We start from the raw sequence: 21,361 nt of genomic DNA on the forward strand, positions 1-21,361 counted from the left end.
GCCGCCTTTTCCTGCCCGGGACGGCGGGTCCGTTCCGGGCATCGCGATCGCCTGGCCGTGCGGAGACCGGCTCGGACGATCCTGGCCGCAGCCCGGGTGGTGCAACCCTCGTTTGCCGAGCTGGACGTACGCGGCCCGCTCCCGGGCCGGTCTCCCGGCGCCTGGCGTGCGACGGCCAGGGAACGCAAGGTGGTGAAGGGGCCCTCGGCCGTCCGGGGGTCTGTGGCCGTGTCCGTGAGGGCCCGTCCGTCTCGCGAAGCCACGGCGGCCGGTGGATGCCCGTCCCGCTGACGGGGACGAGGCGGCCGCCCGCATACGGTACGAAGGCGCCCGTGCCCTGACCGGTGGGCGCGCTCCTGCTCGCCGGGCGGGCGGCGCTGTTCGCGGGACACGGTCCCGCGCCTTCTACGCCGTCGCCACGGACACCTCGGTGGCCTTGATCAGCGCCACGACGTCGGAGCCCACGAAGAGCCCCAGATCGGTCGCCGCTTCCTTGGTGATCACTGAGGTGAGTTCGGCGCCCTCCAGGATGATTTTCACCGAGGCCATGATGTCGCCGATCGTGAGGCCCGTGATCGTGCCGGGGAGCCGGTTGCGGATCGAGAGCCCGGCGACCTGACCGGCGGCCAGGGACACCTCTGTCGACTTCACCAGGGCCTGGACGGCGGTGCCCGCGGTGAGGCCGAGCTGGTGCGCGGCCTCCAGGGTGATGGCAGCCATGAGGTCCTGGCCCCCGTCGAGGCGGATCCTGACGGTGGCCATCACCTCGCCGGTCTGGACGGCGGTCACGGTTCCGGGAAGCTGATTGCGGATGCTCAGGAGGGTCATGAGCGTCACGGTAGAGCTCTTGATGTCATATGTCCGGTATGCGGCTTCATGTGCCGCCGTGACGGCGTCGTCGGTACATTCGTCGCTTTATCAACTTTTCTCCGGCGTCGGCCTGGTCGTCAGGGGCGGCGTCGGTAGCGGGTGCGGCCCAAGGTGTCGGGCGGGGCCCGTCAGTGAAGACCACAGCGTGCCGCGTCTCCCGCTCCGCGCCCCGCACCTGGTCCCCGGCGCATCGAGTCCCGCACCCGGTTCCCGGCGCATCGAGTCCAGGGCATCGCCCCCGGGTATCGCACTCGGTTCCCCGTGCCCCGCGTTCCGCTCACCGGCGGTGGACGCGCGTCGCCCGCCCGCGCGCGTCAGCCCGTGTGCACGCGGGGGCGGCGGGTGCGGTCGGGCTCCGCCTCGCGCAGGACCTCCCGGGTGACCGGGGCGACCTCTCCCTGGCCGAAGAGCAGGAAGCGCAGGAAGTTGGCGAAGGGGTTGCCCTCGGTCCACTCGAAGTAGATGTGCGGGATGCGGCCGGTGGTGTCGCGGGTGTGCAGCAGGAGTGCGGCCAGGGCGTTGGGGACGGAGGAGGACTCCAGGGTCAGGACGCGGTAGCGCTGGTGCAGGATCTCCCCGCGCACGGTCAGGCCGGCCTCGAACTCGGACGGGTCCATGACGGTGACCTCGACGAAGACGAAGTCCTCGCCGGGGATGTCGTTGTCCTGGCGGATCTGCTCGATCTTGTCGCGGTACTCGGCCTTGTCGCGCCGGTCGGGCTCGTTGGCGATGAACCGTATCCTGCGGCTGGCCATGTCCCGGATGAAACGTTCCGCCATGTCGTCCAGCGTCACGCCTGTCACACGGAGCTCGAAGGCGCGGGCCAGCCGGGAGAGGAACGAGACGAGGATGATCCCGGCGATGAAGCAGGCGCCGATCTTCACGCCGTCGGGACGCTCGATGACGTTCACGACGGTGACGTAGAGCAGGACCGCCGAGACGACGGCGAAGCCGGCCGTCCCGCCCCGCTGCCCGGCCCGGCGGGCGGCGATGGTCACGGCGATCGCGGCGGAGGACATCAGGACCAGGACGCCGGTGGCGTAGGCGCCGCCCTGGGCGTCGACGTCGGCGTCGAAGATCCAGGTGACCAGAAAGGCTATCAGGGTGAAGACGAGGACCATCGGGCGGACGGCGCGGGCCCAGTGCGGGGCCATGCCGTAGCGGGGGAGGTAGCGGGGCATCAGGTTGAGCAGTCCGGCCATCGCGGAGGCGCCGGCGAACCAGAGGATGGCGATCGTCGAGGCGTCGTACACCGTGCCGAAGGCGTTGCCGAGGTACTCGTGGGCGAGGTAGGCGAGGGCGCGTCCGTTGGCTTTGCCGCCGGGCTCGAACTCCTTGGCCGGGATCAGCCAGGTGGTGATGAAGCTGGTGGCGATCAGGAAGACGCTCATGATCAGTGCCGCGGCCGTGAGGAGTTTCCTGGTGTCCCGGATGCGGCCCCTGGGGTTCTCCTGTGTGTCGGCCGGGTCGCCCTGGACGTGGGGCATGACCGCGACGCCGGTCTCGAAGCCGGACAGGCCCAGCGCCAGCTTGGGGAAGACCAGCAGGGACACGCCGATCATGGCGAAGGCGTTGCCGTGTTCGGCGGTGAGGGCGGCGGCCCAGTCGGTGACCACATGGCCCGCGGTGAGCACGTGCCACAGGCCGACCAGTACGACCACGACGTTCAGGCCGAGGTAGACGGCCACCAGGGCGACGGCGACGCCGATGGCTTCCAGGAAGCCCTTGAGGAAGACCGCGCCGAGCAGGGCCACCAGCAGCAGGGTGATGATCATCTTCTGGCCCTGCAGCGTGCTCGTCAGATGCGGGTTCTCGACGAGGTGGGTCGAGGCGTCGGCCGCGGACAGGGTGATGGTGATCAGGAAGTCGGTGGCGGCGAAGCCCAGCAGGGTCAGCACGAACAGCTTGCCCTTCCAGAAGGACAGCAGCCGTTCCAGCATCGCGATCGAGCCCTCGCCGTGCGGGCTCTCCTCGGCCACCCGCCGGTAGACGGGCAGTGCGCCCGCCAGGGTGACGATCACCAGCACGACGGTGGCCACGGGCGAGAGCAGGCCGGCCGCGAGGGCGGCGATGCCCGGCTGGTATCCGAGGGTCGAGAAGTAGTCGACGCCCGTCAGGCACATGACCCGGTACCAGCGCTGTCCCTCGCGCTCGGGCCCGGGTCGCGCCTCGGACCCGGTGGCCGGCTCCTGGGGGCCGTGGCCCTTGCCCATGTCGGCGAGGCCCTCCAGCATCCAGGCGCGCAGACGGCCGGGCGGAGGGTGTTCGGTGGCGGTCATCGACATGCTCCAGGGGTGCGGCTCGGCGTGTGGTTTCGGCCATCACGCGGACGGCGGCATCAGCGTAAGCGGAGAGTCACTCCCGGGCCTGCGAACGGGGGTCCGGAGGGCATCAAGCTTCCGTTAAGACTGGTCGCGGGCCCATCGGAGGCCGTGACCGGAACACTCAGCGTCACGTCACGCGGGGGAGCCGATCCAGCCAGTGAGGCCGTCTCCGTCGTCCGACTCCGTAATGTTCGCCGATGAATACGAATGTTTCGACGAGGTCAAGGTCCGCGCCTGACGCTCTTCTCTCAAGTGACCCCCGGATTGCCTGTGTTCAAGGGGTTGCCACCCGTCGGACGGTGTCTCTAGGGTGCGGCAGCAGCGAACCTTTCTGGATCTGGTTCGAAACTTTCGATCTACCAAGGAGCGCATGATGGGCGACCCGGCACTCTCCCGCCGCGGATTCCTGGCGGCCTCCGCCGCGGCCGGTCTCAGCATGACGGCACTGAGCGCCTGCGGCGGCGACTCGGACGGAGGGTCGTCGGGGACGACCACCATCGAGTGGTGGAACATCTCCACCACTCAGCCGGCGAAGGACGTCTGGGCAGCGCTGGCCAAGCAGTTCGAGGCGCAGAACCCCAAGGTCAAGGTGAAGATCGTTCAGTTGGAGAACGACGCCTACAAATCGAAGATGACGGCGCTGACCGCCTCCGGCAAGCTCCCTGACATCTTCCACACCTGGGGCGGCGGTGTCCTGCGGCAGCAGGTCGACGCCGGACTCGTCGAGGACCTCACCGACCGGACGAAGGACTGGGGCGAGGACCTGCTGAAGGTGGCCCGGCAGCCTTACCTGATCGACGACAAGGCGTACGGCATCCCGTTCGACATCGGAATGATCGGCTTCTGGTACAACAAGGCGCTCTTCAAGCAGGCCGGCGTCGCCGGGCCCCCCACCACCTGGAGCGGCTTCCTCGACGCCGTGCGCAAGCTGAAGGCGGCCGGGATCACCCCGCTCGCCCTGGCCGGCAAGGAGAAGTGGCCGGGCATGTACTACTGGGCGTATCTCGCGATGCGCACCGCTGGCGTCGACGCGCTGCGCAAGGCGGGGGACGCCAAGGACTTCAGCGGGGACGGGTTCGTCCAGGCCGGACAGCACCTGCAGGACCTCGTCGACCTGCAGCCGTTCCAGAAGGGCTACCTCGGCGCCGCCTACTCCAGCCCCACCGGCCAGGCCGCCGCCGTCGGCAACGGCAAGGCGGCGATGGAACTCATGGGCCAGTGGGCCCCGGTCGTGGAGGCCGACGCGGGCAAGGGGCTCGGCGCGAACCTCGGCTTCTTCCCGTTCCCGGCGGTCGACGGCGGCAAGGGCGTGATCACCGAGGTGTTCGGCGGAGGAGGCGGCCACGCGCTGCGCAAGGGCGCCCCGCAGGCGGCCGTCGACTTCCTGAAGTTCTTCGCCTCCGCCGCCACGGACATCACCCTGGTCAAGAAGACCGGCGTGCTGCCCGTGGTCCCGGCCGCGGAGAGCGCCCTCACCGACCCCAACATCAAGGCCGTGCAGGCGCAGTTGAAGGGCTCCACCGGTTTCCAGCTCTACCTGGACCAGGCGTACGCGCCCGCCCTCGGCCAGGAGGTCAACGACAGCGTCGCCGCTCTGATAGCCGGCTCGAAGTCGCCCCAGCAGGTCGCCCAGTCGATCACCAAGGTCGCGAAGGAAGAGCAGTAGCCTGCGATGACCTCCACCTTCCTCCCGGACAAGCGCAGCGGTCCGGACATCACGCCTCCGCTTCCCGTCGCCGGCGCGGGCCGGGAACGGGCGCGGCGGCGGGCGCTGCACTGGCTCACCGCCGTCGCGTTCCAGACGCCCGCGCTGGTGCTGTTCGGCACGCTCGTGCTGCTGCCGATGCTGTTCGCGCTCTACGCCGCGTTCTTCCGCTGGGGCGGCTTCGGCATGCCCGAGGACTTCGTCGGCGGCGACAACTTCACCCGTCTCCTCCAGGACCCGGTGTTCCTGGGCGACCTGTGGCGCTGCCTGCTCCTGGTGGGCCTCTCGCTCGCCCTGCAACTGCCGTTCGCGCTCGCCCTGGCCGTCGCGCTCAACCAGCGCATCCGCGGCCGCGCCGTGTACCGGATGCTGTTCTTCGCGCCGTACATCCTCTCCGAGGCCATCACCGGCGTGCTGTTCAGCATGATCTTCGCCCCGGACGACGGGCTCGCCGATCATGTGCTGGGAGCGATCGGCCTGGACGGCGTGGGCGGGCAGTGGTTCGCCGACCCGTCCACCGTGATGGCGACCCTCTTCCTGGTCATGTCGTGGAAGTACTTCGGCTTCCATATGATGCTCTACCTGGCCGGACTCCAGTCCATCCCGGCCGAGTTGACCGAGGCGGCGCTGATCGACGGAGCGGGTCCCTGGCAGCGCTTCCGCAACGTCACCCTGCCGTTGCTCGCGCCGACCCTGCGCATCAGCGTGTTCCTGTCCGTCATCGGCGCGATCCAGCTCTTCGACCTGGTGTGGGTGATCACCGCGGGCGGACCCGACCACCACTCCGAGACCATGGCCGTGACCATGTTCCAGTACGGCTTCAAGCGCTACCAGGTCGGCTACGCCAGCGCGATCAGCGTGGTCATGTTCGGCATCTGTCTCGTCTTCGCCCTCGCCTACCAGCGGTTCGTGCTCCGTCGCGACCTCCAGGGCGCCACCACGACCATGCGAGGAGGCGGCTCGTGAGCGTCGTCAAGAGCGGCCCCGCCCTCCGCGGGACCGAGCGGGGCCCCCGCCGGAGCGACCGGGGCGCCCGTGGGAGGAGCCGGGCCGGGCGCACCCTTCCGCTGCACCTGCTGCTCGGGATCGCCGGCGCGGTCATGGCCGTGCCGCTCGTCTACGCCGTGCTGTCCGGCTTCAAGTCCACCGACCAGCTCTCCCGCAACCCGATCGGCCTGCCCGACCCCTGGGTGCCCTCCAACTACACCGACATCCTGGGCTCCGGCTCGTTCTGGCAGCTGGTCGGCAGCAGCACCCTGATCGCGGTGGGGACGACCGTGGTGGTCGTCGCGGTGTCCGCGCTCGCCGCGTTCTCCTTCGCCCGGTTCGCCTTCCGCGGCCGGGAGGTGCTGTTCACCCTGTTCACGATGGGGCTGATGTTCCCCTTCGCGGTGGCGGCGCTGCCCCTGTTCCTGCTGCTGCGCTCCATCGGGCTGCTGGACAACCCGCTCGGCGTGATCCTGCCGCAGGCGGCGTTCGGACTGCCGGTGACCATCGTCATCCTGCGTGGCTTCTTCCGCGAGATCCCCGCCGAGCTGGAGGAGGCGGCCACCCTGGACGGCTGCGGGCCCCTCGGCTTCTTCTGGCGCATCCTGCTGCCCATGGCGAGGCCGGCCCTGGGCACGGTGTCCGTGCTCGCCGTCGTCGGCAGCTGGAACAACTTCCTCCTGCCGCTGCTGGTCTTCAACGAGCCCACCTGGTGGACCGTCCCGATCGGCGTGCAGCAGTTCCAGGGCCAGTACTCCGCCGAGTACGCCCGCGTGTTCGCCTACCTCGTCCTCGCCATGGTCCCCGCCCTGGCGTTCTACTCCGTCGCCGAGCGCCAGCTCGTCGGCGGTCTCGCCGCCGGCGCCACCAAGGGGTGACGCGCGCCCGCGGACCGTACGGCGCACATCCACCCGACGTGAGGAGTCGCACCATGCCCAGCACCGCCGCCCGCACACGGCTCAGACTCGCCGGAGCCCTCGCCGCCGTCCTCGTCGCGGCCGGGATCGTCTCCGGGCCGGCCGCCCAGGCGCACGAGCGTCCGGGGCACGCAACACCGCGGACCACCCTCGCCGACCTCGCTCAGCGCCACGGCCGGTACTTCGGCAGCGCCACGGACAACCCCGAACTCACCGACGCCGCCTACACGAAGATCCTCGGCCGCGAGTTCGACATGATCACCCCCGGCAACGGGATGAAGTGGTACGCCACCGAGCCGCAGCAGGGCGTCTTCGACTGGACGGCGGGCGACGAGATCGTCGATCTCGCGCGCGGCCACCACCAGAGGGTCCGCGCCCACACCCTCGTCTGGCACAGTCAGCTGCCCGACTGGCTCACCGGCAGGGAGTGGACGGCCGACGAGCTGCGCGCCGTCCTGAAGAAGCACATCCAGACGGAGGTGCGCCACTATCGGGGCAAGGTCTACTCCTGGGACGTCGTCAACGAGGCCTTCAACGAGGACGGTACCTACCGGGACACCGTGTTCTACAGGACCCTCGGGCCCGGCTACATCGCCGACGCCCTGCGATGGGCCCACGAGGCCGACCCGAGGGCGAAGCTCTACCTCAACGACTACAACATCGAGGCCGTCGGCCCGAAGAGCGACGCCTACTACGCCCTGGCCAAGGAGCTGAAGGCCCGGCACGTCCCCCTCGACGGCATCGGTCTGCAGGCCCATCTGGCCCTGCAGTACGGCTATCCGACGACCCTGCAGGACAATCTCCGCCGTTTCGCCCGGCTCGGCCTGGACACCGCGCTCACCGAGGTCGACGTACGGATGCTGCTGCCCGCGACCGACGAGAAGCTGGCCCAGCAGGCCGACTGGTACCGGGATCTGACCGCGGCGTGCCTCGCGGTGCGGCGCTGCGTCGGCGTCACCATCTGGGATTTCACCGACAAATACTCCTGGATTCCGGCGGTGTTCCCCGGTGAGGGAGCCGCGCTGCCCTGGGACGAGCAGCTGGCGCCCAAGCCCGCCTACCGGGCGATCCGGGAGGCGCTCAGCTAGGACCGCGCGGCGGCGCGGTGCTCGACCGCACCACCAGCTCCGTGCCCAGTTCCACCCGCGGCGAGTCCGGGCGCTCGCCGCGGGCCAGGCCGAGGACCGTGCGGGCGGCGAGCTTGCCCATGTCGGCCAGAGGCTGGCGCACGGTGGTCAACGGCGGGGCCGACCAGCGCACTTCCGGCAGGTCGTCGAACCCGACCACGCTCATGTCCTCCGGCGTCCGCAGGCCGCGCCGGCGCAGCGCCTCGATCGCGCCGAGCGCCATCTGGTCGCTCGCCGCGAACACGGCGGTGGGCGGTTCGGGGAGGCCGAGCAGGGCGGAGCAGCCGGTGAAGCCCGACTCGGGGCGGAAGTCGCCGGGGACGACGAGGCTTTCGTCGACCGCGAGGCCGGCCGCCTCCAGGGCCGCGCGGTAACCGTCGAAGCGGGCCCGGGAGCACAGCAGTCTGGGCGGCCCCGCGATCATGCCGATCCGGCGATGACCCAGCGACAGCAGGTGTTCGGTGGCCGCGAGGCCACCGGACCAGTTGGCCGCGCCGATGGTCGGGGTGTCGTCGGCCGGGGATCCCGTCGGGTCGACGACGACCAGCGGGACGCCCAGGATGCGCAACTGCTCGTGCAGGGTGGGTTCCAGCGCCGAGGTGACGAGGACGGCGCCGTCGGAGGCGCGGGAGCGCAGATTGCGCATCCACTCGCGGGCGTCGCCCGAGCGGCCGTGGATCGCCGAGACCACCGTGCCCGCGCCGGCCGCGTGGGCGACCTCCTCGACGCCACGGATGATCTCCACCGCCCAGGGGCTGTCGAGATCGTTGAAGACCAGGTCGAGCAGCAGGGGGCGGGCCGGGGCGGCGGCGGGACGCTTGCGGTAGCCGTGCAGGCGCAGCAGGTCCTCGACTCTGGCCCGGGTCTGCGGGGAGACGTCGGAGCGGCCGTTGACCACCCGTGACACGGTCGGCACGGAGACGCCGGCCCGGCGGGCGATCTCCGTGATCGTGACTCTGCCCTCGGACGCGGGCGCCCTGTCCTGTGTCGTCACTTCCCCCACCTCCGTCGCCCCGTTCCGGGCGCCGCGCCGAAACTTCCAGGAGTCTTCCGGAAGGTGTGCCGCCGTGGGAAGACATCCGGGGGTGCGCGTCGTCCCGGAGTCGGGGGACTACGGGGAGTGAACGGTTCCGGACACGCGTCGGGGCCGGTGCGCGGAAGCGTCCGCGGCCGGCCCCACAGGTCTCCGGACGGCGGTCCCGCGCCGTCCGGGCAGGCTCTAGGCGGCGGTCACGACCCGGTGGGGGGCGATGACCCGGCCGTCCGGCAGGAGCTCACCGGTGTCCTCGAAGAGCAGGACGCCGTTGCACAGCAGGCTCCAGCCCTGTTCCGGGTGGTGCGCCACAAGACGGGCGGACTCCCGGTCGGCTGAGGTCGCTGTCGGGCACGGCGGCTGGTGCTGGCACATGGATGGGAACTTCCGCTCTGGCGTGATGGGTGAGGTGGTTGGCGTGTCGGTCGTGTCTGTCCCGCGGCTTGAAGCGTCGTTCATGGCCGCCCCCCGTTGTGATAAGTCGTCGGAACCCAGTGTTGCCCTACGGAGGTCGTTCCGCAGGGATTTCGCGGCACCGCTTCTCACAGGTTCATGACGCGTCACCCACGCGGGCGGTTCATCGCCACCGCACTGTCATTTCGGGTGGTTTCCGGTGGCCGGATGGGGCTAGTCCACCCGGTCCGTCGGACGGTCCCGCGCGGGTGGGCGTCCGCCCGCACCGCCGTACCCCGCCGCCGGGGCCGCGGCGACGGGGTACGGGATCCGGACCGGTCCCACTGACCGGACCGGCCGGACCGACCCGGCCGGCCGGATCGAGTGGACCGGTCCGGTCGGCGGATCGAACGGTTCAGGCGGGCGAGCCGAGGAGCGGCGGAGGCGCCGGGGTCACCCGGTGGGTCAGCACCGGGAGCAGTTCGGCGACCCGGTGCGGACGGTGGGCGGCGATCCCGGGCGGCGCCGGGGCGAGCGGTACCAGCAGATCCGCCGGATCGGGGTGTCCTGTGGTGCCGTCCGAGGCGCAGTCACCGTGCAGCCAGAGCGTCAGCATGTAGAGGCCGGGCACCGACAGCAGGCGCGCCTGGTACGGCTGGGCCGCCGACTCGGCCTGACGCAGGGCCCGTTCGGTGGAGGCGATGTAGGGGCCCTCGAAGAAGTGCGAGAACGTCCAGCCGTCGGGAGTGAGCCGGGTCTCGGCCGCGGCCACGGCGCGCTCGTCGCAGCGGATCAGGAAACGCCAGCCGGCCAGCCGGGTCTCGGCCACGCCTTCCGGGCTGACGGCGTCCAGGACGTGCAGGGGCAGCGGATGGTCAGCGACGGCTTCCTGCTGGGCGGTGCGCAGGGCGGGCGTATGGACCTCACGGACTGCGGTGGGGGAACCGAGTGCCGTGAGGACGGAGCGCAGGGCGGGCGCGGGAGCCGGGGGGACATGCAAAGGCATGGTGGGTCGCCTCTCATTCGACAGGCACGGTGGCGCGAGGGCGGGGGCGGACGGCGCTGTCAGCTAGCTCTCGGAGGTCGGAGAGGCGGGGGCCGGGTCTGCGTGCTCGGGTGCGCGAGCGGCCTGCCGTCACTTCGACGACAGGCTCCTTCGACCGTGGGTGCCAACCTTCTCTGCCTTGTTCGCAGAGTTTATACGACATGTGTTCAGGCTGTGTTTCGACTAGTCGATCCGCAGATACCCGGCAAGGGTTCATTCGGTCGGCGATACGTGTGAATCATCCCGATTCACAGGGGGTCGCGCCGTGATGACCTCGGGTTATGCGCGCGCAACGGTCGGCCCATTCTCGTCGGCGTTTTTCACGAGACCTTGATTCGTGAAAGGGCTCGTGCCGCATGCCCGGTGAATGTGCCAACGGAACGCCGCGGGCGGCTTTCGGTCAGCGTAGCGGGTGCCGTGGGCGGCCGGGGACGTTATCGATCCGCCGGGCTGGGCATCATCATTCCTGTCAGGGACGCCCGGCGGCCGGGGGAGACGGGCCGCCGCACGAGGAGGGACGCTTCGATGGGCGAGAAGGTCGTGGCAGGCGCATTCGACCTGTCCGATCGTCAGTACTACCGGGACAAGCTCCGACGGTGTCTGACGGGGCTCGAGCGGCTCCTGGCCCAGAAGCGCTTCGACCGCCCCAAGAACCTCATGGGTCTTGAGATCGAACTGAATCTCGCGGGTGCCGACGGTCAGCCGAAAATGTTGAATGGCGAGGTGCTGGAGAGGATCGCGAGTCGCGATTTCCAGACAGAACTCGCCATGTTCAACCTGGAAGTCAACATAGCCCCACACCGATTGGGCGGCCGAGTATTCGACAGACTCGCGGAGGAAATCAGCACGTCGCTGGCATATGCCCATCGAAAGGCGGGCGAGGTCGACGCCGGAATCGTGATGATCGGTATTCTGCCGACGCTCGACCGGGACGACCTGGTGTCCACCAACCTTTCCGACGTCGACCGCTACACCCTGCTCAACGACCAGATCGTGGCGGCGCGCGGCGAGGACTTCACCCTGGAGATCGACGGGGTCGAGCGCCTGTCGTGCACCTCGAAGTCGATCGTGCCCGAGGCGGCCTGCACCTCCGTCCAACTGCACCTCCAGGTCACGCCGGCCCGCTTTCCCGCGGTGTGGAACGCCGCGCAGGCGGTCACCGCCGCGCAGATCGCCGTCGGCGCCAACTCGCCCTTCCTGTTCGGCCACGAGCTGTGGCGGGAGTCGCGCCCCCCGCTGTTCCAGCAGGCCACCGACACCCGGCCGCCCGAGCTCCAGGCGCAGGGCGTGCGGCCGCGGACGTGGTTCGGGGAGCGGTGGATCAGCTCGGCCCACGAGCTGTTCGAGGAGAACCTGCGCTACTTCCCGCCGCTGCTGCCGATCTGCGACGAGGAGGACCCGCTGGAGGTCCTGGACGCGGGCGGGGTGCCCTCGCTCGCCGAACTCGTGCTGCACAACGGCACGGTCTACCGCTGGAACCGGCCCGTCTACGGCATCGCCGACGGCGTTCCGCACCTGCGGGTGGAGAACCGGGTCCTGCCCGCCGGGCCGACTGTGACCGATGTGATCGCCAACGCGGCCTTCTACTACGGACTCGTGCGGTCGCTGGCCGAGGAGTCGCGGCCGGTCTGGTCCAGGCTGCCGTTCGAGACGGCCGCCGCCAACTTCGAGGCGGCCTGCCGGGACGGGATCGACGCGCGGCTGCAGTGGCCCCGGCGGGGGCGCCTGGGCGGCCTGGTCGAGGTGGACGCGGTGAGTCTCGTCCGGGACGAGCTGCTGCCGCTGGCCGAGGCGGGACTGGACGCATGGGGCGTGGAGCCCGCCGACCGCGATCTGTATCTGGGGGTCATCGACGAGCGCTGCCGGCGGCGGGCCAACGGGGCGACCTGGCAGGTGGCGACGTTCCACCGGGCGCTGGAGGCGGGGCTGTCGCGCGACGCGGCGCTGGCGGCCACCACGCGACGGTACGCGGAGCTGATGCACCAGGGAGAGCCCGTGCACACCTGGCCGGTGGGCTCGCCCGAGCCGGCCGCCCTGGGGTGAGGCCGGTGCCACGGCGGGACGCCCGCGGGACGGCCCGCGGGCCCGTCCCGGCCTGACAGGACCAGTGCGGTCGGCCGCCTCCGGTGCACGCCCCGGGCTGAGACGGCCGCGACGGCCACGGCGTGGCGGCGGGAGCGAGGAAGGGGGGCCGCCGCCGACCGCCGCGTACGGATCGGGCAAGCTGTGACGTCTCATGACGGTGCTGCCCCCTGTCGGCGTCCGTGGGCGGATCCCCGCCGTACGGCACGCGAAGGGGAGACACGCCCCGTACGGTGCCCGTCCCCCGGCGGCCTGTCACGCATGGATGCCGCCGCTTCTTCCGAGACCCTGGCGAGGCAGGGACGGCGGGGATGCGGTGCGTTCACGCAACTGAAGGCAGGTGCGCAGGTGAAGGCGGAACAGGTGGCCGATTCCTCTTCGTGGGACGGGCTTTCGCGACGGATGCTCCGGGACGAGACGCTGCTCGTCCTGGCGCTTTCGCTCGGCGCGAGCGGTGTGTCCGCACTGATCAGTTTCGTCGGATCCGTCACCAAGCCGGGAGGACTGAAGGACCAGGCGGCGACCCTCAACGCCTCCGCCGCACCGGGCCGTCCCTGGCTCGATCTCGCATGGCAGCTCTTCGGCATCGCCACGGCGCTCGTGCCGGTCGCCCTCGTCGCGCACTTCCTGCTGCGCGAGCGCGACGGGCGCGGGCTGCGGACGCTGGGCTTCGACCGCACCCGGCCCTGGACGGACCTCGGCCGCGGCGCGGCGATCGCGGCGGTGATCGGCAGCACCGGCATCGCCTTCTACCTGGCGGCGCGCGGCCTCGGCTTCAATCTCACGGTGGTGCCGGAGGCCCTCCCGGACGTCTGGTGGAAGTACCCGGTCCTGATCATGTCCGCGCTGCAGAACGCGATCCTCGAAGAGGTCATCGTCGTCGGCTATCTGCTGCGCCGGCTCGGTGGGCTGGGCTGGACGCCGGGCACCGCGCTCATGGCCAGCGCCGTGCTGCGCGGTTCGTACCACCTCTATCAGGGCGTCGGCGGATTCATCGGCAACATGGTGATGGGCGTCGTCTTCGTCTGCCTCTACCGGCGCTGGGGACGGGTGGGCCCCCTCGTGGTGGCGCACTCCCTGCTCGACATCGGCGCGTTCGTCGGATACGCGCTGCTCGCGGGGAAGGTGGGGTGGCTCCCGACGGCGTGAGCCGCCCCCCTTCGCCCCGGCGGCGTCATCAGGCGAGCAGTTCCCCCTCGATGACCGTGATCGCGCGGCCGGTCAACAGCGTGCGGTCGCCGCGCAGTGCGGTGCGGACGCGGCCGGAGCGGGAGGAGGCCTGCAGGCCCGTGAGGTCGGTGCGGCCCAGCCGCTCGGACCAGAAGGGGGCGAGCGCGGTGTGGGCGCCGCCCGTCACCGGGTCCTCGTCGATGCCGATGTTGGGGAAGAAGCACCGGGAGACGAAGTCGTACCCCAGGTCCGGGTTCTCGGCACGGGCGGTGGCGATGACGCCGCGGCTGGAGGAGGCGGCCAGAGCCTTGTGATGGGGTCGCAGCGCGTGGACGGTCTTCTCGTCGGCGACCTCGATCAGCAGGTTGCCGACCTGCGGGCCGGTGTCGAAGCAGGCCAGCGGCTCCGCGCCCAGGGCCTCGGCGACGCCGGCCGGGATCTCGGCCGGCGTCAGCCGGGCGGTCGGGAAGTCCAGGGTGATCGAGCCGTCCTCGGCGGGCGTGGCGACCAGGACGCCGCTGCGGGTGGCGAAGCGCACCGGCCCCTCGTGCGCGCCGGTCGTGCGCAGGACATGGGCCGCGGCGAGCGTGGCGTGGCCGCACATCGCGACCTCGGCGACCGGTGTGAACCAGCGCAGCTCCCAGTCCGCCTCGCCGCCCTCGGGAAGCGGGCGGGCGAACGCCGTCTCGGCGTGGTTGACCTCCAGGGCCACGTTCTGCAGCCGGCCGTCGTCCGGGAAGGCGTCCAGGAGCAGGACTCCGGCCGGGTTGCCGGCGAACGGGCGGTCGGTGAAGGCGTCGACGACATGAATCCGCATGCCGCCGACGCTAGGGGCCGGCGCGACCGTCGGCCAAGGCCAATCCGCGAGTCCTGGCCCTGATTCCGCCGACGGCCCGAGCCGGCGGTCCACCCCGGGCTCCTCCCGCGCTGCGGCTCGCTCACAGCGCGGCGCCGACCGAAGGCTGGGATATTGGGGGAGGAGCGCAGCGCTACCCATGACCTCAGGACCAGGGGCGGTGAGCGCCATGAGCGAGCCCGAGGAGAGCGACGCCGAACAGACGGCGCCGGGCGCGGATCCCCAGGGGGATCCGTTTCTGCGCACGCGGTTCGTCGTGCCGGCCCGCCCGGTGGCCTTCCTGCGGCGCGAACGGCTGGTCAGCCACCTCGACCAGGCGCTGCGGACGCCGTTGACCATGGTCAACGGGCCCGCGGGGGCAGGCAAGACGCTGCTGGTGGCCGACTGGGCCGCCGCGCGCGAGACGTCCGTCGCCTGGCTCACCACCGACGCGGCGGGACAGAAGCCGGGCATGTTCTGGGCGTATCTCCTCCAGGCCCTGCACGCGTCCGGCACCCCCCTGCCCGCCGGGATCGGCTGCCCGGCCGACGCGGGCCGCACGCCCCCGACGCTGCTCGCCCGCCTGGCCGCCGGGCTGAGCGCCCTGGACCGCCCGGTCGTGGTCGTCCTGGACGAGTACGACCGGGTGACGGACCCGGAGATCGCCGAACAGCTGGAGTTCGTGCTCCACCACGCCGGCGACGGCCTGCGCCTGGTCCTCGTCACCCGCACCGAGCCGCTGCTGCCGCTGCACCGCTACCGGGCGGCCGGCGACCTGACGGAGATCCGGGGAGCGGAGCTCGCCTTCACCTGCGAGGAGGCGGCAGCACTCCTGGAGCTGCACGGACTGCGGCTTCCGGAGCCCGCCGCGCAAGGGCTCGTGGAACGCACCCGGGGCTGGGCCGCGGGCCTGCGGCTGTGCGCGCTCGCCGCGCGCGAGAGCCCCGATCCGCAGACCTATCTGAAGGAGTTCGAGGCCGACCGCACCTCGGTCGCCGACTTCCTGCTGGCCGAGGTGCTCAGACAGCAGCCCGCCGCGACCCAGGACCTGCTGCTGCGGGTCAGCGTCCTCGAGCGGTTCCGCCCCGAGCTGGCCAATGCGCTCACCGGCCGGACCGACGCCGAGCCCATCCTGGCCGGTCTGTGCCGCGCCAACGCCTTCGTCGAGCACCTGGAGCTGGACTGGTACCGACTGCACCCGCTGTTCGGCGAGATCCTCCGGGCCCATCTGCGGGTGCGCTCGCCGGGGCTGGAGACCGAACTGCACCGGCGGGCCGCGCGATGGCTGCGGGGCTCGGGCGCGCTCACGGAGACGCTGGGGCACGGCGCCGCCGCCGGGGACTGGCAGTTCACCGCGGGCGCGCTGGTCGACGACCTGGCCATCGGCTGGCTCTTCACCGGCCTGCGCGCGGACGAGCTCGGCGAGCTGTTCTCCCGGATGAGTCCGGAGGCCGCGGGCCCCGCCGCGGAACTGGTCCGTGCGGCGCGCGAGCTGTCCCGGCACGAGGTCGGCCGGGGCCTGGGCCACCTGCGTCGCGCAGAGCAGGCCCTGGCGGCTGAACTCGGCCGCACGACGACCGGCTCCGGCCCGGCGGCGGGGCTGCAGGAGCTTCTCCCGGACGCCTCGGCCCCGCCTGCCGAGTGGGGTCCGGCCGGCGCGCAGCCCGCGCTGGCGGAGGCCCGGTTGACCTGTGCGCTCCTGGAGGCGCTGGCGGCCCGGCTGACCGGTGCGCCGGGCCGGGCGGAGCTGGCCGCGGCGGCGGCCGAGACGCTGCGCGGCGAGGTCCCCGCGCACCTGCTGGACCGACACCCCGAACTCATCGCCCTTCTGCTCGCCCACCTGGGCTCTGCGCGGCTGTGGGCCGGACGGTTCGAGGACGCGCACACCGCCCTGACGGGGGCGGCCGGGGCCGTCCCCGGGGCCTCGACGGCGCTGGCCCGCGAGGACTCGCTGGGCCGGCTGGCGTTGATCGACTACCTGAACGGCCGGCTCGCCGGGGCGGAACGCACGGCGCGGGCCGCGCTGACCGAGACCGAGCGCTACGGCCTGCCCCAGCCGTCCGGTTCCGGCATGGGACGGCTGGTGCTGGCCGCCGTCGCCGTCGAACGCGACGACCTGGACCGGGCCCAGGCCCTCCTGGAGGAGGCGGCGCAGCCGCACCCCGCGCTGCGGGACCCCGTCATGGAGGCGGGCCGGGCCATCGCCACCGCCCGGCTGCACCTGGCCCGCGGCGACCTCGGGGCCGCGCTCGCGACGGCGGAGCGGACCGTGCCGGCCGCGGTCGCCTCGCCCTGGGCGGAGGGCCAGACGGCGCTCGTCGTCTCCGCCGCGCATCTCGCCGACGGACGACCCGAGACCGCCGTCAAGGTGCTGCAGGGGCTGCCCGACGCCGCCCCCGCGTGCACGGTGGCGTCCGCACGCGCCGAACTCGCCGCAGGCAGGCCCCTGGCCGCGATCGACCTGCTCGACCGGCTGAACCCCCAGGACCGCTGCGGGCCCGCGGTGACCGTCCGGGCCCTGTTGGTGCGGGCGCAGGCGGCAGACGCGTCCGGAGACCGGTCCGCCGCGCGCGCACTCGTCGCCCTGGCGCTGCGCGAGGCCCGGCGCGACGGCCTGCGGCGCCCCTTCGCCGAAGCCGGACCGTGGATCCGCCCCTTCCTGGGCGCCCCGACCACGCGCGGCCCCGGGACGGACGCTCACCCCCGCGGCGTCCGGCCGCCCGAGGGCCCCCCGCCGCCGGTCGTCGAGGAGCTGACCGTACGCGAGCGCGACGTGCTGCGCAGGCTTGCCCTGACCATGTCGACGCAGGAGATCGCCGCCGATCTGTATCTCTCCGTGAACACCGTCAAGACCCACCTCAAGAGCGCCTACCGGAAGCTCTCGGTCGGCCGCCGCAACGAGGCGGTGCGCCGCGCCCGCGACCTGGGACTGCTGTGAACGGCGGCCGCGGCGCGACGGGACGGGGGAGGCGGGGGAAGCCGGCGGGCTCGCCCGTAGCGGGTGAGGCGGCGACGCCGGTTCCCGGGTGCGATGGGCAGGTGAACACGGTGACCCGCCGGCTGGCCCTGACGGTGCTGGGCGCCGCCCGGTTCCTGATGGTCCTGGACACGTCCGTCATGAACGTCTCGATCAGTCAGCTGGTCGCGGACTTCGACACCGAGGTGACCGCCATCCAGGACGTCGTCACCCTGTACGCGCTGGTCATGGCGGCCTTTGGCCTCCTGTGCGTCGGCGCAGCTCGACGGTCTCAAAGCGGGGATCCTGGCCGCGGGCGAGATCGCTCTCACCGGCTTTCCGGTCACGGATGGCCCGCCGACCGCGAGGGGCGTGAGGCCGGGCCGGTCCGAAGCCGACGCGCCGACCGGTCCGTCCCCGTCCCCTGACCGTCCGTCGGGCCGACCGGTCCGAACCGTCCGACGCGTCGAGGGAGGCCGCGATGTCCAGGACCGACCGCAGCGCACGGCGCCCGCCACACGCCGTCGGCCTCCGGGCCACCGCCGACTACACCGGTGGCGTCTACGGGTCCATGCTCGCGGCCTCCGTGGTGGTCGGCGTGGCCACCCTGGGGTCGGTGACCCGGACGGAGCTCGTGCTGCTGCTGTTGCTCACCGGGGTCGTTTTCTGGGTCGCGCATGTGCACGCCCACCTGTTCGGGGCGCGGCTGGCCCAGCGGCGGCTGGACCGGCGGATCGTCGCCCAGGTGTGCCGCGACGAGTGGCCGATCGTCAAGGCCGCGGTCCCGCCCGCCCTCGCGGTGGCCGTCAGCCCGCTGTTCGGCCTCGACCTGTCGGGCACCCTCTGGTTCGCGCTCGCCGTCGCCGTCGCCGGCCAGGTGGGCTGGTCGGCGGCGGCGGCCCGGCGCGCCGACGCCTCATGGAGTCTGGTCGCCGTCACCGCCTCGGTGAACCTCGTGCTCGGTCTGCTGATCATCTTCTTCAAGCTCTTGGTGACGCACTGACCTGCGCCGCTCGCCGCTCCACCGGCCTGGGGCTCGCGCCCCGATCCGTCCCCGACGTGTTCCGGGCGGCCCCGCGGCCGTGGCCCGCCCGCCATCGATGTGCCCCTGCCCGCCCGCTGCCGCGCCCTGCCCGACGGCTGCCGCGCCCTGCCCGCCCGCTGCCGCGCCCTGCCCGACGGCTGCCGCGCCCTGCCCGACGGCTGCCGCGCCCTGCCCGACGGCGGGCTCCGCCCGCCGACGTGTGGCTATCACCTCCAGCGGGTGAGGCCGGGGGCCGGTGGGGGGACGGAGGATCGCAGCAAGGGCGCAGTCCGCCTGTCCCAGGCCGTCCCGGGAGCAGCTCATGCGCTACGAGATCCGCGTCGAAGGACAGCTTTCGGAGGCGCTGACCGAGGCCTTCCCGGAGCTGGACCATGTGGTCATGTCCGGCCATACCGTGCTGTTCGGGCAAGTCGTCGACGAGGCGCATCTGTACGGGCTGCTGGCCCGCTGCCAGTCCCTGGGACTGCGGGTCATGGAGATGCGCCAGCTGCCGGAGTGACGTTCCGGGGACCGACGTCCTCGCACCGACCCGCGAGGACACGAGGAGGAGCCATGAGCGTGTCACCTGGACCCGCGCCGCACCCCGGACCCGACCCCCGGCCGCCCGGCGAGCGGGGTTCCGGCCCCGGTCCCGCGGCGCCGCCCGGAGATCCGGCCGCCGCCCTGGCCGTGCTCGGGCGCTCCTGGACGTGGATCCTCGGTTCGGCGGTCGTCACGTTCGTGCCGGGCGTTCTGATCCTGGTCTGGCCGGACGAGACCCTGCACGTCCTCGCGGTCCTCATCGGCCTGTACCTGCTGGCGACCGGCCTGTTCCGGTTCGTGGCGTCCTTCGCCGGAGAGGACGGCGGCGCCCGGGTCGCGGGACTGCTGCTGGCCCTGCTGTACGTGGTGGCCGGGGTGCTGTCCCTGCGGCACCCGCTGCAGACCATCGCCGCGCTGTCGCTGATCGTCGGCGTCCTGTGGCTTGTGTCCGGCATCGTCACGCTCTTCACGGCTCTCGCCGCCGAGGACATGCCCCACCGGGGCGTCGTGATCGGCGCGGCGGTGCTGGCCGTCGTCGCGGGGATCGTGGTGCTCGCCCTGCCCACCGAGTCGGCCCGGGCGCTGACCCGGCTGCTCGGCGTGTGGCTGGTCCTGCTGGCCCTGGTCGAGGCGTCCGTCGCCTTCGCCTGGCGGGCCGCGCTCCGCAGGGCCGCCACGGTCGACCTGAGCCGGGAGCCGGGCCGGGACGGCGGTGGCCGCGCGGGGACCGTCTGAGGTGCGCCCGTGCCGACGGGCGGCCCGCGCTCACCCGTCCCGGGTGAGGCCCGCGGGTCCCGGGCGGCGCAGGCTGGGAACGGCATGCGACGCCATGCCGGGTCGTCGGGCGAGAGCCCGGAACGGAGGAACGAGATGAGTGGGGACACATACCTCGCATACGACTATCCGCTGCTGAGCGCCTTCTGGACCATGCTGGTGTTCTTCCTGTGGATCATGTGGTTCATCCTGCTGTTCCGGGTCGTCGTCGACGTCCTGCGCGACGATCACCTCGGCGGCTGGGCCAAGGCCGGGTGGCTCGTCTTCTGCATCGTCCTGCCCTTCCTCGGCGTGCTGGTCTACGTGATCGCGCGCGGCAGGGACATGGGGCGCAGGGAGATCTCGCAGGCGCGTGAGCAGCAGCAGGCCTTCGACGACTACATCCGTGAGACGGCCAAGGGCTCCGGCGGCCCCACCAGCAGCGTCGACGAACTCGCCCGGCTCTCCGAGATCCGCGCCCGCGGCGACATCACGGACGAGGAGTTCGCCAAGGCGAAGCAGATGGTCCTGGGCGGCTCCGGCCGCTGAGCCGTCACCCCGAGCGGCTCGGAGCGGCCCGGGCGTGGCCGGGCACGTCGCGGCCACGAGCGCGTTCGGCGGCCGGGTTCCGCGCTCCGCGCCGACCCCGCCGCCCGGACCCCGCCCGGACCCCGTCGGGACGCTTCCGCCGTGCCGACCCCGCCGGGCCGCCCTGTCCGATCCCGTTGTCCGGCATTGCCAGGAAGGCGGCAGAGATGTGCCGTTGGCTCGCCTACTCAGGCACCCCCGTCCTGCTCGAAGCGATTCTCTACCGGCCTGCTCACTCGCTGATCGACCAGAGCCTGCACTCCAAGATGGGCGTGGAGACGACGAACGGCGACGGCTTCGGCGTCGGCTGGTACGCGTCCGACGGGGCGGCCGGGACCCCGGCGGTCGTCCGGGAGATCGGCCCGGCCTGGAGCAACCGCAACCTGCGGGAGATCGCCGGGCACGTCCGCTCCTCGCTGTTCTTCGCCCACATCCGGGCCTCGACCGGCACGGCGGTGCAGCAGACCAACTCGCATCCGTTCCGGCACGGCCGCTGGATGTGGATGCACAACGGCGCGATCGCCGACTTCCACCGTATCCGCCGGGATCTCGCTCTCGCCGTCGACCCGCTGCTCTTCCCCGACATCGAGGGCTCCACCGACTCCGAGCTGATGTTCTTCCTGGCCCTCACCCTCGGTCTGGAGGAGGATCCGCCGGGCGCGGTCGCTCGCATGGTGGGTCTGGTGGAACGCGTCGGGCACGCCCACGGCGTGGAGTTCCCGGTCCAGATGACGGTCGCCGTGACCGAGGGGGAGCGGCTGTGGGCGTTCCGCTACTCCAGCCAGGGCTCCTCGCGCTCGCTCTTCTACAGCACCCGGGTGGAGGCGCTGCGGGAACTCCACCCCGACATGGCGTTCCTGCGCGAGGTCTCCGACGAGACCCGCCTCATCGTCTCCGAGCCCCTCGGTGATCTGCCCGGCGCCTGGAACGAGGTGCCCGAGAGCACGTACGGCGTCATCCAGCCGGGCGGGGACGAGATGCTGCGGTTCACTCCGCAGGCGCAGTAGCG

Annotated in this window: 18 protein-coding genes and 1 pseudogene; 13 read left to right on the forward strand and 6 right to left on the reverse strand. The window is 72.0% G+C overall.

What is annotated here, in order from left to right; translation table 11 throughout:
• Positions 1–405: 405 nt before the first annotated feature.
• Together IE239_RS36565 and IE239_RS36570 are read right to left on the reverse strand one after the other, a co-directional pair.
• Positions 406–828, reverse strand: coding sequence for a TOBE domain-containing protein (locus tag IE239_RS36565; protein WP_190153763.1), 423 nt, complete (start codon positions 826–828; stop codon positions 406–408).
• 356 nt (positions 829–1,184) lie between these two features.
• Positions 1,185–3,149 carry an APC family permease gene (locus tag IE239_RS36570; RefSeq protein WP_190153764.1) on the reverse strand — a complete coding sequence of 655 codons (1,965 nt, stop codon included), beginning with the start codon at positions 3,147–3,149 and terminating at the stop codon, positions 1,185–1,187.
• A gap of 418 nt (positions 3,150–3,567) precedes the next feature.
• On the opposite strand from IE239_RS36570, the gene IE239_RS36575 reads away from it, so the two are divergent.
• From IE239_RS36575 to IE239_RS36590, 4 genes are all read left to right on the forward strand, one after another.
• Positions 3,568–4,860, forward strand: coding sequence for an extracellular solute-binding protein (locus tag IE239_RS36575; RefSeq protein ID WP_190153765.1), 1,293 nt, complete (start codon positions 3,568–3,570; stop codon positions 4,858–4,860).
• Positions 4,861–4,866: 6 nt separating this feature from the next.
• Positions 4,867–5,865 carry a carbohydrate ABC transporter permease gene (locus tag IE239_RS36580; protein WP_190153766.1) on the forward strand — a complete coding sequence of 333 codons (999 nt, stop codon included), beginning with the start codon at positions 4,867–4,869 and terminating at the stop codon, positions 5,863–5,865.
• Between the two features lie 134 nt (positions 5,866–5,999).
• A complete protein-coding gene (locus IE239_RS36585) occupies positions 6,000–6,764 on the forward strand; it encodes a carbohydrate ABC transporter permease (protein WP_229878609.1) in 765 nt (254 codons plus the stop codon).
• Between the two features lie 53 nt (positions 6,765–6,817).
• Positions 6,818–7,891, forward strand: a complete 1,074-nt coding sequence (locus tag IE239_RS36590; protein ID WP_190153767.1) for an endo-1,4-beta-xylanase — start codon at positions 6,818–6,820, stop codon at positions 7,889–7,891.
• On the opposite strand, the gene IE239_RS36595 is transcribed toward IE239_RS36590, so the two are convergent.
• The 3 genes from IE239_RS36595 to IE239_RS36605 all read right to left on the reverse strand — a co-directional run bounded on the left by IE239_RS36595 (position 7,884) and on the right by IE239_RS36605 (position 10,362).
• On the reverse strand, positions 7,884–8,924 hold the full coding sequence (locus IE239_RS36595) for a LacI family DNA-binding transcriptional regulator (protein WP_190153768.1): 1,041 nt from the start codon (positions 8,922–8,924) through the stop codon (positions 7,884–7,886). The genes IE239_RS36590 and IE239_RS36595 overlap by 8 nt on opposite strands.
• Positions 8,925–9,149: 225 nt before the next feature.
• On the reverse strand, positions 9,150–9,338 hold the full coding sequence (locus IE239_RS36600; protein WP_057580598.1) for a DUF5999 family protein: 189 nt from the start codon (positions 9,336–9,338) through the stop codon (positions 9,150–9,152).
• Between the two features lie 433 nt (positions 9,339–9,771).
• Entirely contained in the window at positions 9,772–10,362 is a 591-nt protein-coding gene (locus IE239_RS36605) for a hypothetical protein (RefSeq protein ID WP_190153769.1), read from the reverse strand.
• Between the two features lie 564 nt (positions 10,363–10,926).
• Here IE239_RS36605 and IE239_RS36610 point away from each other — a divergent pair.
• Both IE239_RS36610 and IE239_RS36615 read left to right on the forward strand, forming a co-directional pair.
• A complete protein-coding gene (locus IE239_RS36610; protein WP_190153770.1) occupies positions 10,927–12,444 on the forward strand; it encodes a glutamate-cysteine ligase family protein in 1,518 nt (505 codons plus the stop codon).
• 441 nt (positions 12,445–12,885) lie between these two features.
• Positions 12,886–13,632 carry a CPBP family intramembrane glutamic endopeptidase gene (locus IE239_RS36615; protein ID WP_190153790.1) on the forward strand — a complete coding sequence of 249 codons (747 nt, stop codon included), beginning with the start codon at positions 12,886–12,888 and terminating at the stop codon, positions 13,630–13,632.
• Between the two features lie 28 nt (positions 13,633–13,660).
• Here the strand turns inward: IE239_RS36615 and IE239_RS36620 are convergent, their stop codons facing one another.
• Positions 13,661–14,470 carry a PhzF family phenazine biosynthesis protein gene (locus IE239_RS36620; protein WP_190153771.1) on the reverse strand — a complete coding sequence of 270 codons (810 nt, stop codon included), beginning with the start codon at positions 14,468–14,470 and terminating at the stop codon, positions 13,661–13,663.
• Between the two features lie 208 nt (positions 14,471–14,678).
• Here IE239_RS36620 and IE239_RS36625 point away from each other — a divergent pair, with 208 nt between their 5' ends.
• The 7 genes and pseudogenes from IE239_RS36625 (at position 14,679) to IE239_RS36655 (ending at position 21,359) form a co-directional block, all read left to right on the forward strand.
• The gene (locus tag IE239_RS36625; protein ID WP_229878611.1) at positions 14,679–17,426 is read left to right on the forward strand and encodes a winged helix-turn-helix domain-containing protein; all 2,748 of its coding nucleotides are present in this window, start codon (positions 14,679–14,681) and stop codon (positions 17,424–17,426) included.
• Positions 17,423–17,713 (forward strand): annotated as a pseudogene (locus tag IE239_RS43405) (MFS transporter); the annotation flags it as partial. The gene IE239_RS36625 and the pseudogene IE239_RS43405, both read left to right, overlap by 4 nt.
• Positions 17,714–17,925: 212 nt before the next feature.
• Entirely contained in the window at positions 17,926–18,447 is a 522-nt protein-coding gene (locus IE239_RS36635; protein WP_190153773.1) for a hypothetical protein, read from the forward strand.
• 343 nt (positions 18,448–18,790) lie between these two features.
• Complete coding sequence (locus IE239_RS36640; RefSeq protein WP_190153774.1) at positions 18,791–18,988, forward strand: DUF8691 family protein; 198 nt, start codon at positions 18,791–18,793, stop codon at positions 18,986–18,988.
• 53 nt (positions 18,989–19,041) lie between these two features.
• Positions 19,042–19,746: an HdeD family acid-resistance protein gene (locus tag IE239_RS36645; RefSeq protein ID WP_190153775.1), complete on the forward strand. Its 705-nt coding sequence runs from the start codon at positions 19,042–19,044 to the stop codon at positions 19,744–19,746.
• A gap of 135 nt (positions 19,747–19,881) precedes the next feature.
• On the forward strand, positions 19,882–20,313 hold the full coding sequence (locus IE239_RS36650) for an SHOCT domain-containing protein (protein ID WP_190153776.1): 432 nt from the start codon (positions 19,882–19,884) through the stop codon (positions 20,311–20,313).
• A 206-nt stretch (positions 20,314–20,519) separates the two neighbouring features.
• Positions 20,520–21,359, forward strand: coding sequence for a class II glutamine amidotransferase (locus IE239_RS36655; protein ID WP_190153777.1), 840 nt, complete (start codon positions 20,520–20,522; stop codon positions 21,357–21,359).
• Positions 21,360–21,361: the final 2 nt, after the last annotated feature.

Source organism: Streptomyces humidus, from assembly GCF_014649655.1.
GTDB classification, from domain to species: Bacteria; Actinomycetota; Actinomycetes; order Streptomycetales; family Streptomycetaceae; genus Streptomyces; species Streptomyces humidus.